This is a genomic window from Paenibacillus polysaccharolyticus, assembly GCF_023714295.1.
In the GTDB taxonomy this organism is placed as follows: Bacteria; Bacillota; Bacilli; order Paenibacillales; family Paenibacillaceae; genus Paenibacillus; species Paenibacillus polysaccharolyticus_A.
The window spans coordinates 12,256-26,388 of record NZ_JAMAUN010000004.1; the positions used below are offsets into that span (position 1 = coordinate 12,256).

The 14,133-nt window shown below is 46.1% G+C and carries 10 protein-coding genes; 2 read left to right on the plus strand and 8 right to left on the minus strand.

Annotated elements, in window-relative coordinates:
• Positions 1-130: 130 nt before the first annotated feature.
• The 6 genes from M3629_RS12675 to M3629_RS12700 all read right to left on the minus strand — a co-directional run bounded on the left by M3629_RS12675 (position 131) and on the right by M3629_RS12700 (position 7,734).
• Positions 131-1,042 carry a LytR/AlgR family response regulator transcription factor gene (locus M3629_RS12675; RefSeq protein WP_251507428.1) on the minus strand — a complete coding sequence of 304 codons (912 nt, stop codon included), beginning with the start codon at positions 1,040-1,042 and terminating at the stop codon, positions 131-133.
• A gap of 58 nt (positions 1,043-1,100) precedes the next feature.
• The gene (locus M3629_RS12680) at positions 1,101-2,753 is read right to left on the minus strand and encodes a LytS/YhcK type 5TM receptor domain-containing protein (protein ID WP_435368225.1); all 1,653 of its coding nucleotides are present in this window, start codon (positions 2,751-2,753) and stop codon (positions 1,101-1,103) included.
• 217 nt (positions 2,754-2,970) lie between these two features.
• On the minus strand, positions 2,971-4,566 hold the full coding sequence (locus M3629_RS12685; protein ID WP_251506684.1) for a sugar hydrolase: 1,596 nt from the start codon (positions 4,564-4,566) through the stop codon (positions 2,971-2,973).
• A 15-nt stretch (positions 4,567-4,581) separates the two neighbouring features.
• Entirely contained in the window at positions 4,582-5,418 is an 837-nt protein-coding gene (locus M3629_RS12690) for a carbohydrate ABC transporter permease (RefSeq protein WP_251506689.1), read from the minus strand.
• The gene (locus tag M3629_RS12695) at positions 5,415-6,293 is read right to left on the minus strand and encodes a carbohydrate ABC transporter permease (RefSeq protein ID WP_251506693.1); all 879 of its coding nucleotides are present in this window, start codon (positions 6,291-6,293) and stop codon (positions 5,415-5,417) included. The genes M3629_RS12690 and M3629_RS12695 overlap by 4 nt, the downstream gene beginning before the upstream one ends.
• Positions 6,294-6,414: 121 nt before the next feature.
• Positions 6,415-7,734, minus strand: coding sequence for an ABC transporter substrate-binding protein (locus M3629_RS12700; protein WP_251506696.1), 1,320 nt, complete (start codon positions 7,732-7,734; stop codon positions 6,415-6,417).
• A 129-nt stretch (positions 7,735-7,863) separates the two neighbouring features.
• Between M3629_RS12700 and M3629_RS12705 the strand changes: the two genes are divergently transcribed.
• Together M3629_RS12705 and M3629_RS12710 are read left to right on the plus strand one after the other, a co-directional pair.
• Complete coding sequence (locus M3629_RS12705) at positions 7,864-9,660, plus strand: sensor histidine kinase (RefSeq protein WP_251506701.1); 1,797 nt, start codon at positions 7,864-7,866, stop codon at positions 9,658-9,660.
• A gap of 17 nt (positions 9,661-9,677) precedes the next feature.
• On the plus strand, positions 9,678-11,264 hold the full coding sequence (locus M3629_RS12710) for a response regulator transcription factor (protein ID WP_251506705.1): 1,587 nt from the start codon (positions 9,678-9,680) through the stop codon (positions 11,262-11,264).
• A 421-nt stretch (positions 11,265-11,685) separates the two neighbouring features.
• Here M3629_RS12710 and M3629_RS12715 read toward each other — a convergent pair whose 3' ends face one another.
• Both M3629_RS12715 and recG read right to left on the minus strand, forming a co-directional pair.
• Complete coding sequence (locus M3629_RS12715) at positions 11,686-11,973, minus strand: stage VI sporulation protein F (protein ID WP_145331903.1); 288 nt, start codon at positions 11,971-11,973, stop codon at positions 11,686-11,688.
• A 106-nt stretch (positions 11,974-12,079) separates the two neighbouring features.
• On the minus strand, positions 12,080-14,125 hold the full coding sequence (recG, locus tag M3629_RS12720) for an ATP-dependent DNA helicase RecG (protein ID WP_251506709.1): 2,046 nt from the start codon (positions 14,123-14,125) through the stop codon (positions 12,080-12,082).
• Between the last annotated feature and the right edge of the window lie 8 nt (positions 14,126-14,133).

A 14,133-nucleotide genomic window follows, 5' to 3' on the forward strand; every position in this document is an offset into this window, starting at 1 on the left:
CTGTGACATGTTGAACATTCTTTGTACCATTCAAACATACTTGAATGCGTTCACAAGACCATCATACATGAAAGGGGATTCATAGAGCCGTTTGCAGCATGAGTTGCATCAAATACGGAATGAAATGCCGTTATATGCGCATGAGTTGCCTGAATTCTTTGACTTTGCCACGACTGACGGGCACTTCGGCTTCCAGATCGCGCAAACGAAGCAGATACGTATTGTTAAACCAAGGCACGATCTCACGAATTTGGACAAGATTCACGAGGTAGGAACGATGGCAACGGAAGAAGGCATCCTGCGGCAAGCGACTGTGAAAATCGGAAATGCTGACCGGCATCGTGAACTCTCCGTTTTTGGTATACACCTTAGTGACCTTCTCCTGAGCCTCTGCATAATAGATATCTGCCGAATCAGTGACAATGATATTGTCATTGCGCAGCAAATTGACCCGTGTTCCTGTCAAATGATCCGCCGCCTGTGATGGAGAATTAGAAGATATCGGTCGCTGCTCCAGTCCTTGATGTGCCTGCCGTACGCCAGAGCGAACCTGACCTTCTCTTGTGTCATGTCCTCGCTGAGCCCCATGATCATTTGTTGACGAATGTTCCTCTGCACGCCGATATGCCCGGTTCTCCCCCTGCATTAGGCTATCCAAGTTCTCCGTTTGCTCCTGATCGCGTTTGAAGGTCAGCTCCAGCTTGTGCAACATGGCTGCGATCCGCTTCTCGTCATAAGGCTTCAAAATATAATCAAAGGCTTCCAGTTCAAAAGCCTCAGCCGCATGCTCCTTATAGGCTGTCGTAAATACGATGTAAGGTTTACGTGCAAACTTGCCAATATGATGTGCCAGCATCATACCGTCCAGCGAAGGAATGTTAATATCGAGAAATAGTACATCCACTTCCTGCTCCTGCAAAAATTTAAGCACATCCAGGCCATCTTCCAGACAATCCACAACATCAATCTGGCTATGCTCGTGAATGAGATAACTCAATTCTTCGCTTGCCGGAATTTCATCCTCCACAACTAAGGCTCTCATCCTTCTTTTGTCTACCCCATTCAACATGCCTTCATCTAACGCTTTCATCGCTTCATCATCACCTTGATATGACATCTCCTTTGGGTACATCAAATAAAATCTCGGTCCCTTGCTCTAACCTTTTAATTATCAGGCCTTGTCCATAAATCAACTTCACACGCCGATGCACATTATATAGCCCGATCTGATTGCCCGGCATACGGTCATGATAGACCTTCTCAATAATATCTGCGCTGATACCTGATCCCGTATCACTCACGCTAATACGTACAAAATCAGAGTGATCCTGCACCTGAATCCGCACGGTTCCAGGGCCTTTAACCTTCAGAATCCCATGTATAATCGCGTTTTCTACGAGAGGCTGAATGACCAGGCTTGGAATATGCACTGCCACTTCATCAATCTCGTAGATAACCGTGAGTCTGCTGCCAAAGCGCGCTTTTTCAATCTCCACATAATTACGGACCTGCTCCAGCTCTTTATGGATATCAATTAACTCGTCTGACAGCTCCAAGTTGTAACGCATGTAACCCGAGAGGTTAACAATAAGTTCCCGCGCACGATCCGGCTTGGTGCGTATGGACGAAGCGATAGCGTTCAGCGCATTGAACAAAAAATGAGGATGAATCGTTGTCTGTAATGCGCGTAATTCCGCTTTGTTCGCCGCAGCCTTAATCTCCTCTACGCGAGACACCTCCATCTGTGTGGAGATAATCTGAGAAAGTCCCACAGCCATCGTTTGCAAAGGATACGTAATTTTGTAGGCTTTACGATAATAGATTTTAAGCGCGCCCGTCACATCGCCCCGTTCTTTCAGGGGAATGATCAGCAACGAGTGGATATCCGGGGTTTTCTCATCTGTTACATCGTTACTGATCGTAATTTCCCCGCTGGAGATCGTCTTCTTGGTCATTTCACTAATAATCTCATTGCCAATATGATACCGTTCCTCGCCAAAACCAACATAAGCCAAAACATTCCGTGTATCGGTGATCGCTACCGCGTCGGCCTGGATATCTTCCTGAATGATTTTACATATTTTGCGCAGGGAATCCTCATCAATGGAGCGGAAATAAGGCAGTGTTTTATTCGCAATCTCCAATGCCAGCTTGGCCTGACGGCCTGCAATTAACTCCTTTTCCCCCTCCACACTCTGCACCAGAAGTACGATCAGCCCAATGTTCACCTCACCCAAAATCATCGGCAGTGCAATCTTCGAAACGATATCTGCTCCAAGCGGGTCAGGATACGAGTATAGGAGAATCAGCAGCATCGTGAGCCCTTCAATGATCATGCCTGCCCCAATACCGATCATCCAGCGTTTGGATTTTGGGGTGTATTTGTGAATGTAACCCGACACCAACCCCGCAAGTATACTTGTGATCAGGCACGGAATCGCGGTTATGCCATCCATATCGATGAGGTAACGATGCACCCCGGACACGAGTCCCGTAATAATGCCCACCGGTGCCCCAAATAAAATTCCACCTGATAAAATCGCAATGATCCGCACATTAACAAGAGAGCCTTCAACGTTGATGCCTGTATATGTACCAAAGATGGCAAACGCACAAAATAACAAAGTTACCGCAGCATACTCCTGCCATCTTAACTTGCCCTTTTGCAAAATCTGCCTGAACCGCGGCACCCGCGACAGAAAAAACAAAAATATAATCAGCAGCGCCGCCCGCTCAAACAGCCCCAGCAGCATCGTAAACATTTCCAATCCATCTTCCTCCACATCTATCTGAAAAAAATAACAATAACAACGCCAGATCACCCTCATGCATCCCACACTGCGATATTGTATCCGCACTACTCGTATGCAACAGTTTACCCTCCCCTTTGGAGGAAAGCAAAGGATATCCTGTGAAAATCGTAAAAAGGCCAACCGAACATCCGGTTGACCTCGTTCCACTGCATTTGGATCAGCTAACAGTTGAAGCAAATATTCGTCTAATAAAATAACTTGGTGTACAGCTCCAGGCATGGCAATAACTATTGATCAGATTACTGCCATACGGAGAATATGTCTTGTCGTCGGGATTATATAGCTCCCAGAACGTATCTGCTCCATCCTTTACCATGCCGCCCCAGTATGCTCGAATCTGCGCCAAGGCCTCTTCCTTTTTTCCACATTGCAACAGCGACTCTACGTAATGATGCATCATGTAAGGCGTGTTCATTGGAATTGCTTCCTTATGATTCATCAACCGTTGCAACAATGACCATGCCGCATCCTTATCCACCACTTCAGCCAGAATCATCCAGACCTGCGATGCCCACGATACCTGACGTCCCTCACCACTAATGAAGAAACCTTGTTCCTCATCCCATAAATAATGAAGGGTAGCCCGTTCCGCCTGCTGAACCTGCATCTGAATCTGTTCCTCTTGCGCGGACAGCCCCAGTTCCCGGGCAATCCATTGCCCTCTTTTCATGCCATAGATCAATATCGCCTGTGCACCTGCCTGTTTATTCAACTGCTCATGCCAATCGAGGAAGCAATACCACGTGTCATCATCCTGCACAACACCACGTGCATCCAGCCGTTTCAAGGCAATGTCGATCTGCTCTCTGGCAACAGGCCACAACACCTCCAGTGTCTCTCGATCCTTCGTTGCCTCGTAATAGTCCCATAATGTAGTGATGAAAAATAGGGCATAGTCATACAAGTAGATGTCATCTACATAAGGCTCCGGTTTTTCGTACAGGCACGCACCTACTTGCCCACCTTCCAGCCTTGATCCGGCAAACAGGTATAAACAGCGCTTCACCAGATCATTACAGCCAAATGTCTCATAGTTGACCAAGGCTTGCAAACGCAGATCACCAATCCACAACCGACGATCCCGTTTCGGCCCATCCTCAAATACCGTTTGCATACAATCCCGAAGAGTACGAATTGATACCAGATCAAGCTGTGCGAGCTCTTCATCGATGTTTTCCGGCAATGGCGGTATAGCATCCATCGATGCGGAAGTCACCGCCCTACAATAAATATCCTTGATCTGGATATCATACCGAATCGATGTGTCCAGTACTTCAATCTTCAGATAACGAAAGGCATATCGACGGTTCAACGTAACTGTGCCAGGTAGCACATCCACATTAAGCACCTCATCCTGCAACCAGGAACGACTAAGCCACCCCTCATATGTGGAAAAGTCTTCAGCAACCTCACATGGCATCTCGCCAAATGTCAATTTTAATCTCAAAGGTGCATCTGCATTGCTTCGGACATTCAGCAGTGACAGGGTTACATAACCGACGAGATGCTGGCCAAAATCCAGTGTTATCTCGTCTCCCTTGCATAGTGTTTGCTTGGGCAAAACAGAAGCCGGGCCTATCGTCTCCATCCGCCATCCTTGAAATGCATGTGAATCTGACATGGAACGAACGATCTGCTCGGGATATACCGTTTGCTCGTGGAGCTTTGGAATCCATTGCTGCGACTGATCCATCCATGATTCGTTTATGATATGTTCACCCATCTTGGTTTCACTTATAATCTTTTCACTCATGTCAGGTTCCCCTCCTTAACCTTTAACTGCACCAACCGTCATACCACCAACAAAGTATTTTTGTAAAAATAAAAAGACCAGCAACAGCGGCAGTGCACACAGAAAGCAAGCTGCGAACAATACATTCCATTGGGTCGGATTTTGCTGATCCCCCAGAAATCCAAGCATCGCCAGAGGTAAAGGTGATTCTCCGGCTCCGGAAATAAAAATCATATTAAAAAAGTAATCGTTCCAGATCCATACCCCCTGCGTAATAATAACGGACACCGTCACTGGAAGGAGCAGCGGAAAAACAACTGTCCAGAAACGCTGGAATAATCCGGCACCATCAATATGTGCAGCCTCCTCCACCTCTTCAGGTACACCACTGCGAATAAATCCGGTATACAGGAAGGTGGAAAACGGCAAGCTGCAGGTTATAAACATAAAAATCGGAGTATACTGGTTCGTCGGAATATGCAGCGCATTAATCATCTGCACGATAGGGATCAGCACCATCTGAGCAGGCACCACGAGCCCGGACAGAAAAAATAAATACATAAACTTGCTGAGCTTTGTTTTCAGCCGGGCCATCGGATATGAGGCCATCGCTGCGAACAGGACCACAAAGATGACCGATACCCCAGTTAACACAACGCTGTTCCATAAAGCATCCAGAAAATGCATACGCTCGAAGGCAGCTTTGTAACTTGCCAGAGACATACCTTGAAACAGGACGAGCGGATTGGTGTTATCTTTCGGATCACGCAATGAAGTCGAAAAAGCAATGATCAATGGAATCAGATTCAACGCCATAATCAGAATGACAGCGAGCTGGGTAAACCCTTTTCCCATCCATTTACGAGAAGTCATGCCGACACCTCCCGCTTGTTCATTTTCAGTACAAATACCGCCGTAATAACGATAATTACAGCAAAAGATATGACACCAAGCGCTGAAGCCTTACCAAAGAGCTGCTCGGTAAATGCCATTTTATAGATTGAAAAGATTAACGTATTCGTCGCTGTACCTGGGCCGCCATTGGTCATAATAAACGGAAAGTCAAACGCTTTGAGCCCGTTGATCAAGCTAAGGGTTGCATTAATGGTGATAGCCGTTGCCAGAAGAGGTATCTTCACATGTCTCAACAACCGCCAAGGACCGCACCCGTCGATCCGACCCGCTTCTAACAGATCATTCGGGACTGTTTGCAGACCGGCCAGGAAAATAATCATCGTAGTCCCGATCGTTTTCCAGATTTCCACAAAAATGATGGAATACAAGGCTGTTGAATAATCACCGAGGAAATTCAGTTCACTCGCAATACCCAGTTTATTCAGAAAGGAAGAAATCAGCCCGTAATCCGGCATGTATACGTAACTCCAGAGAAATCCCACAACGATTGCGCTGAATAGCGTAGGAATATAGGCCAAAGAACGGTAGATTCCGGTTCCTCTTATTTTCATATTTAATAGCAAGGCCATCCCCAAACCGATTAGATTACCCACAATAACCGTAACAAACGTATAGATTAATGTGTTTTTCAAGGATACACCAAGCACATCACCGCGAAACAAATCTTTGTAATTGTCCAATCCGATATAGCTAAACGCCTGAGCATATCCGTTATAGTCCGTTATACTGTACTGGAATAACCGCAGAATCGGGAAAATCCAGAACGTCAGGTAAAAAAGTAATGCGGGCACAGCAAACCAGTACATGGACTTTTTCATGACAGTCGAGTTCATCTTGCTCCATCCTCTCCAAGAAGAATGCTGCCAGGGAAGTAGCTAAAATGCGCTTCCCCATGGCAACAGACAATATCATCTAATTCCTTGATCAAGTATTTTTAGTCACACTCTAGTTTTTTCACAGCTCTCTAAATTTGCTTTCCATCGCAGCTGCGACATCTTCAGGTGTTGTCTTTTGTCCAGCGATAATCTCTGCGAATTTGGCTTGCATGACATCCGACACTCCCGCAGGCCACATCTGATTGCTAAAATATACCGAGTTGCCTGTTTGTTGATAGTTGTCATTCACTTCCTTGAACAATTCCTTCTCCAATGTCACGCCTTTGTACACACTGATTGAACTGTTGGAAGCCACAAAAGCTTTGAACAACTCTGAATGTCCGTCAAACAGATAATTCAGCACTTGCTTCGCTGCATCCAGATTGGCTGATTTTGCATTGAGTGCATAACCGGCCGATGTTGCACCAGATACATATACCGGTTTGCCAGAATCATTGCCTGGAAGAGAAGAGAATCCGCGAGTGAAGTCGGCTGCACCTTTGGATGTCATGGAAGCGTAATCCCATGTACCGGTCAATGTCATCGCTGCTTTGCCATCAATGAACAGCTGTGCTGATTGTGCACTGCCGATACCCAGTGAGTTCTTCACCACGTAACCTTTGTCGTACAGATCTTTATACCTTGAGATTGTTTCAATCCACTTTGGATCGGTCAGTGATTTCTCACCTTTTTGCAGCTTTACATCAAAATCCTTATCATCCGGGTATACCATGTTGGCCGCAATCTGGTACATTCCAAATTGGATCACCCACGGATCTTTATCTCCCATAGCAATCGGTGTGATTCCCGCATCCTTCAACTTTTGGCATAATTCCAGAAACGAAGGCCAATCTTTCGGAAAATCGGAGTAACCGACCTGTTGTAACAGTTCCTTATTGTAATAAGCCCCCAGAAATGCAATACCACCCGATACGCCGTATGGCTTGCCGTCCACAGACATATCATCCTTTGCACCTTGACTGATATTATTCCAGAACTTCAGGTCAGACAGGTCAGCGGCAAATCCGGCTTTGGCAAAATCAACGACTCCACCTGCTGAATTTTTGGGGAAAATCCAGAACATATCCGGCCCCTGTCCAGCTGCCAGTTTCGTTCGTACCGAGGTGTTGTACTGATCATCAGGAAGCTTCTGCACTTCCAGCGTGATATTCGGAAACTTTTCCTTGACTAGACGAGGCAACGTTTCGAGTTCGAAGTCCTCCCCTTCCGACGCCTTGTTTCCTGAGAGCATCATCGTCAACGTGATCGGTTTGGCAGAGTCACCGGCTCCCCCATTATTGTCGGAACTTCCCTGTTCCTGACTGGCAGAACTACATGCGCTAAGGAACGTCATTAGCAACACTAAAGTCAAAGGCCACAGTTGTTTTCTATTTTTCATCTTGTCATTCCCCCGATTCATGTTTATTCTTGCTTTGTGCACATTTTCATCATACGGCGTTCATTAGTACATTTACTTTAGCTTGTGTGGTGCACTATTTTTAGAATTGACATTCGCAGGGGAGCACGTATGATTCTGTTCAATATCAAAACCAAACTGTTTCTGATCCTCGTTCTTGTGTCGATCATACCCATTATCGTTGTATCCCTGAGTTCCTACCGAAGTTATACGAAGCTGGTGAATGAGCAGACTTCTCTGATAACATCCACAACCATCGGCAATTCGGTCAAAAGTATGGAAGAGATTTTGCAGAACATTGACCGGATTTCGGTCACTCTTCTTCAGCAGTCTTCCAATGCAACCGCTTACAGCACAGTTAGTGATGAACTAACGAAGCTGAACAATACGAATGATCAGTACGACATTTTTATGATACGTAGCAAGCTCAAGCTGATCTTTGAAAATATTTTGCTCGGATACAATTACATTAATGGTCTCTACCTCTTCACACCGGACGGAAAATGGATCAGTTATGGAAGCAGTGGCACGGATCTGCGTTTAGACTACGTTGCTCTTCAAGATCAATGGTATCTCGACACCATTCAGCGTAAAGGCGATTTATATGTTGGTGAGGTGGGCGTTAAACCTTATATTATCAATGCCAAACCGTCGATCGGTTTCTCCAGAGCCCTTTACGATCCGAACAATCATGAGTTTCTCGGCGTATTCATGCTGGATTGCGGGATGAACATTTTTGACGGACTGAAACGGAATCCTGCGCCGAGTCTCTCCAACCTGTATTTGGCTGACGATCAGGGGAAAATACTATACTCCACGGAAAGCGACCAGATCGGACATCCTCTTCCTGCCAGCTTTAATCCGGCAATGGAGCAAGTGAACAGTAGTTCACAGTATAAAACCATTCAGGATAAAATGATGACCGTTATGCAAAAGGTGCCTGGACATAACTGGAATGTGATTGCCAACATCTCTCTGGAACGCTTATACGAGCAGTACAACATCTCTCAAAAGCTATTTTTGTATGTTGCTGTAAGCTGTGCTGTAATCTTTCTACTCTTATCCTTTTTCTTGTCCAACCTGATTACCAAACCGATCATTGAATTAACCAAAATGATGCGTAAGACCAAATCACATCAGTTCGTGAAAATCAGACCGCAAAAAAGCAAACATGTGGATGAAATCGGAATCCTCTATCATGAATTCGATAAAATGATGAAGGATATTGATACCCATATTCGGGAGAGCTATCAAAATAAAATCCTGACACTCGATTCACAGATGAAAGCACTCGAAGCACAGATCAATTCTCATTTCTTATACAATACACTGGAGTCAATCAACAGTATTGCAGAGATTGAAGAGGTCGAAAGCATTGTCGTTATGACCAAGTCACTCGGCGATATGTTCCGTTACAGCATCAAAACAGATAGCGAACGCGTGACCGTCAGCGAAGAGCTACAGCATGTTGAAAATTATATGGCCATTCAACAGATCAGGTACGGAGATAAAATCAACTTTGAGCTTCAAGTGGAACCTGAGATACAGAATCGTCACATGCTAAAACTTCTGTTGCAACCGCTCGTGGAAAATGCAATTTACCATGGTCTGGAGAACAAACGTGGCAAGGGTACGATTATGATTACCGGCAAGGTTCAAGATGAACAGATCATCTTTGAAGTATGCGATGACGGCGTAGGCATTGCGCCTGAACAGGCAGATGAGCTGAGACAACTACTATTACAGCCGCCAGAATTCGTTTCTGTCGGTCAAAGGCTCAAGCAGAGCATTGGCATTAAAAACGTACATTCACGAATTGTTCTGTATTATGGTGACGGATACGGGTTGACCTTCCATAGTGAGGTTCATCGAGGAACCCGAATTACCGTAAAGATTCCAAGTCTTTGAGAGTAGAGGTGACGGCTATGTATACGTTTATCGTTGTGGATGACGAACATTTGATTCGTAAAGGTCTGTTAAAAAAACTGGAGGCATCGGAGCATAAGATGACGCTGGTTGGTGAAGCAGACAATGGAGCCGAAGCATTGGAATTGATTGAATCCTTGAGCCCCGATATTGTCTTCACAGATATGCGCATGCCCGAGATGGACGGGCAATGGTTAATTCGAACGGTGAGCCAGCGTTTTCCTCATATCAAACTCATCGTGATCAGTGGCCATACTGATTTTGATTATATGCAGGAGGCCATCTCGGCCAAGGTAGTCAATTACCTGCTTAAACCGTTTAGCCGGGACGAAGTTCAACGTGCCTTGCAACAAGCCATACGAACGATTGAACAGGAGCGCGCGCTGAAACAAGAGGTTGTTCAGCTGACTGTGGAGACAGAACAAATGAAAATCGATGCTGACCATCAGGCTTTTCTTCATGTTGTGCTGAGTCCACATCTGCCCGCGAAGCGCCCTATATTCCGTTCCCGCGAATTCGCTGTCCTTCTGGAAGCCAAACTTCTGATTTTTATGATGATCTATAGTCCTAAACCCTTCATCGTGGACCATCTTCCATCTTTTCCGCACAGTCTCTATATCCCGCATCCTCAATCAGAACAACTTGTTTTTCTCATGATGTGTGATCCAGGCGACACAGTTGCCGAACTGCAAAAACGTGCCGTTCTATACGCGGAGCGTATCCTTGCAGAAACAACAACAGCGGAATGTTGTATCGGAATCAGTCTTCCCTTATCCGATGTAAGTCGTATTCGTGATGCTCATCATCAGACTATTTTAGCTCTCGACCAACGCTCCATTACCGATTTCGGTAAATGTTATACCTATGCAGAGGAGAACAACACCTTGTCTTCCTTGCGCTGGAGCAGGTCGCATGAATTACTGTTTTCCATCGAAAGCGGCAGCGTATCCAAAGTGCAAGAGTTAATCGCTGATTTCTTTGCTTTCTTTCTCCAGCAACCTGATGCTTTACTAGCACACCTGAAAGAGCAGTGCCGGGACATTGTGGCCGAAACGAAACGCTTGCTGCAACATTATTTGCAAAGCAGTAGCAGTAGCAACGGAAATGCTTCCTCCAGTCTCGAAGCCGTGCTTGACATTTCATTCGATATGGAATCCATTCGTCAGTATATGGACAAGGTGTTGACAGGGACAGCATTACTGCTTCAAGAATATAATCCTTATCGATCCGATCAAGTTATCGACAACGTCAGGAAATATATCGATGTTCATTATGCCAAAAATTTAACGCTGGAATGGGTCTCCTCCCTTTTTTACCTGAACCCAAGTTATCTCAGCTATCTGTTTAAAGAAAAACACGGCGAGAACTTCACAGATTACGTTAACCGCCTGCGTATCGAGCAAGCCAAACGCGCCTTAACCTTAACCTTAACCGAGGACAAAGTCTATCGCATTGCCAAGCAGCTTGGTTACGATAATCCAAAATACTTCTTCCGCGTATTTAAAAAAGTAACCGGACTGACACCCGAGGAATTCCGGAAACAGTACAAAGTTACGTGCAGCACCAAAGAACCAGGTCACGAGTGATGACTTGGTTCTTTGAGGTTTGCCGGTTCGTGCAAGGGTCTTGCATCTCGTACTGTGAGATTATGTCTACACTACTCGTATGCCGCAGTCTTCCCTTCCAAGTGGAGGAAACCAGAAATTATCCTCTCTAAAAATCCAAAAAGGCATTTCATCAAGTCATATATGACTGATGAAACACCCTTCTTTACATTACCATACTCTTTTGAATGTAATGTGCCTTTCAAAAAATTCGTATGCACATTAACGGAGAGAGCAGAACCAATCTGAAGAAGCGAAGCGGGCGCCTTTATTACCGGATTTTACCCTTATAAACGGTAATTCCAAAAAATCCGGGGATAACAGCGCTCGGAAGATGGTACTGCACTCGGAGTGTCCCGTGCAAACCCCTATATGTTTTGAAGTAACACCATCACATTCAACTTTACCTGAACATACCCCACAACTTGATCAAATGAAACGTATTGTTTGGATCAATCTTCTGCGCGATGACAAAAGTGACAAATTGCTCTTCCTGTGCAGGCGAGAAGTTCTCATTCATAATGACTGCCGACGATTTAATGAGCCTGCGCACCTTCGCTTTATCCTGCAGGTCGGCCTTCGTTACGCCATCGATCAGCTTTTTAATCCGCTCTTTAACCGCAGGATTTTTCATCTTAAGTTTGATCCGCTCCACCAGCTGCGGACTAATTCCATATTGTTGGTAACCCAAAACGTACAGCACCTCCCAAAAAATGAACTCACTTCTTATTCATATGTCGGGAGGGCTTGTTCACTTGTCACTTTTTACAAAACATGCCTTAAAACACATCCAGCACTTAATCGATCAGATCACCCTTGAACACCTGCTGTTGCTGAAGAAAATCACGGAGGGGTGTATAGTCAACAGACGTCCAGAACGTAGCATCCGCAATCAGATCAGATACATCATCCCGAGCCTGCTCCAGTATAGCGAAATCCGCCACCATATCGGCCAGACGGAATTCAGGCAGCCCACTCTGTTTGGTGCCAAAGAAATCACCCGGCCCCCGGAGATCCAAATCACGCCGTGACACCTCGAATCCATCCTCGGTTTCGGTCATGACCTTCATGCGTTCCTGCCCGACCTCTGTCTTCGGATCAGCAATAAGCACACAATAGGATGCATGGGCACCACGTCCAACACGCCCCCGCAGCTGATGCAGCTGGGACAAACCAAAACGGTCTGCGTCCATAATGACCATCAGTGTGGCATTGGGTACATCGACTCCGACTTCTACCACCGTGGTAGATACCAGAAGCTGAATGTCATTGCTGTAAAATTCACGCATCATTTCTTCTTTTTCCGCAGCTGTCATGCGTCCGTGGAGAAGTCCCACTTTGTATTTGGGGAAGTTCTGCTGCATCTGCACATGCAGATCAATCGCATTCTGCACATCCAGCTTTTCCGATTCCTCGATCAGTGGGCAAATCAGATACGCCTGACGTCCCTGATCTACCTCTCTCGAAATAAAACCGAGCACTCGCTCCATCATGTCGTGCTTCACCCAGTACGTGGAGATCGGAATTCGCCCCTTCGGCCGCTCCGATATCGTCGACACCTCAATATCGCCAAATGCCGTAATCGCAAGCGTCCGCGGAATGGGTGTTGCGGTCATCGTTAATACATCCGGATTATACCCTTTACGTCTCAAAACGCTGCGCTGATTCACCCCGAAGCGATGCTGCTCGTCCGTCACCACAAGGCCCAGCTCCCGGAAAAAGACATCTTCCTGAATCAGGGCGTGTGTGCCCACCACAATATCCAGCATTCCCATCTGCAAGGAGGCGATCAGATCTTTCCGTTTGCGTCCGTTTACACTGCCCGTTAACAGACCCACCGTTACGCCAAAAGGCTCAAACAGCTTCTGCAAGGATCGCATATGCTGCTCTGCCAGAATTTCAGTCGGCACCATAAGCGCTCCCTGAAAACCAGAGCGCACCGTCGTATAAAGTGCAATGGCGGCAATGACCGTTTTGCCGGAACCTACATCGCCTTGAAGCAACCGATTCATCGCATAGGGTGAACGCATATCATGCAATATTTCAAGCTCTACCTTCTTCTGTGCATCGGTTAACTCAAACGGCAAACTGCGCACAAACTCTCGAATCGTCGTATTGTCCGTCGTGTGCACCATACCATCCATCCGATTCCGATTCAGCGCCCGAAATGCCTGCATTTTGAGCTGGAACAAAAATAACTCCTCATACACCATCCGCTGTCTGGCCCGCTGACCTTCCTGATTGTCCTGCGGACGATGAATACCGGCTATTGCCTGCTTCCGTGGCATCAGATTATATTTTTTAATCAATGCCTGTGGCAAAATCTCCGGAATCATCTCACCGTACTGAGTCAGTCCCTGGTTAATCGTCTTGCGCATCCACTGCTGCGTGACCTTGCCCGTGACGGAATATACCGGTTGCAGTGTGCCTGAACGTCCATCGCCTTTATCCGGGAATTCCGAATCAGATACGGTAAGCTGCATACGCTTTTGTTCCCATTTCCCTGTAAGTACAATTTCCCGGTTGGGCGTAAGCTGGTCCTTGAGAAAATGGCGGTTAAACCACGTTGCCGTAATCATCCACTCTTCCGTCATAATCTTGCAAGTCAGACGGGACTTTTTACCGTAACGTTGCAACACTGGAACACCCATAACCTGACCTTGTACCGTAATTTTGTCTCCGTCTTTTACCTCACTAAGCGAACGCAGACGATAATCTTCATAACGAAACGGATAATACTCCAGCAAGTCTTTCACACTAGAGATGCCAAAGGCGTGAAGCTCTCCCTCTTTGAGAGCACTCACGCCGTTAATTTGCTTGACTGATATTTCTTCTAAATTCATATCTAATC

Excerpts from the sequence above, each read along its gene's own strand:
- M3629_RS12710 (WP_251506705.1), top strand. The coding sequence starts at position 9,678 with ATGTATACGTTTATCGTTGTGGATGACGAACATTTGATTCGTAAAGGT.
- M3629_RS12690 (WP_251506689.1), bottom strand. The coding sequence starts at position 5,418 with ATGACTTCTCGTAAATGGATGGGAAAAGGGTTTACCCAGCTCGCTGTC.
- M3629_RS12705 (WP_251506701.1), top strand. The coding sequence starts at position 7,864 with ATGATTCTGTTCAATATCAAAACCAAACTGTTTCTGATCCTCGTTCTT.
- recG (WP_251506709.1), bottom strand. The coding sequence starts at position 14,125 with ATGAATTTAGAAGAAATATCAGTCAAGCAAATTAACGGCGTGAGTGCT.
- M3629_RS12695 (WP_251506693.1), bottom strand. The coding sequence starts at position 6,293 with ATGAACTCGACTGTCATGAAAAAGTCCATGTACTGGTTTGCTGTGCCC.
- M3629_RS12700 (WP_251506696.1), bottom strand. The coding sequence starts at position 7,734 with ATGAAAAATAGAAAACAACTGTGGCCTTTGACTTTAGTGTTGCTAATG.
- M3629_RS12680 (WP_435368225.1), bottom strand. The coding sequence starts at position 2,753 with ATGCTGCTGGGGCTGTTTGAGCGGGCGGCGCTGCTGATTATATTTTTG.
- M3629_RS12675 (WP_251507428.1), bottom strand. The coding sequence starts at position 1,042 with ATGAGAGCCTTAGTTGTGGAGGATGAAATTCCGGCAAGCGAAGAATTG.
- M3629_RS12685 (WP_251506684.1), bottom strand. The coding sequence starts at position 4,566 with ATGAGTGAAAAGATTATAAGTGAAACCAAGATGGGTGAACATATCATA.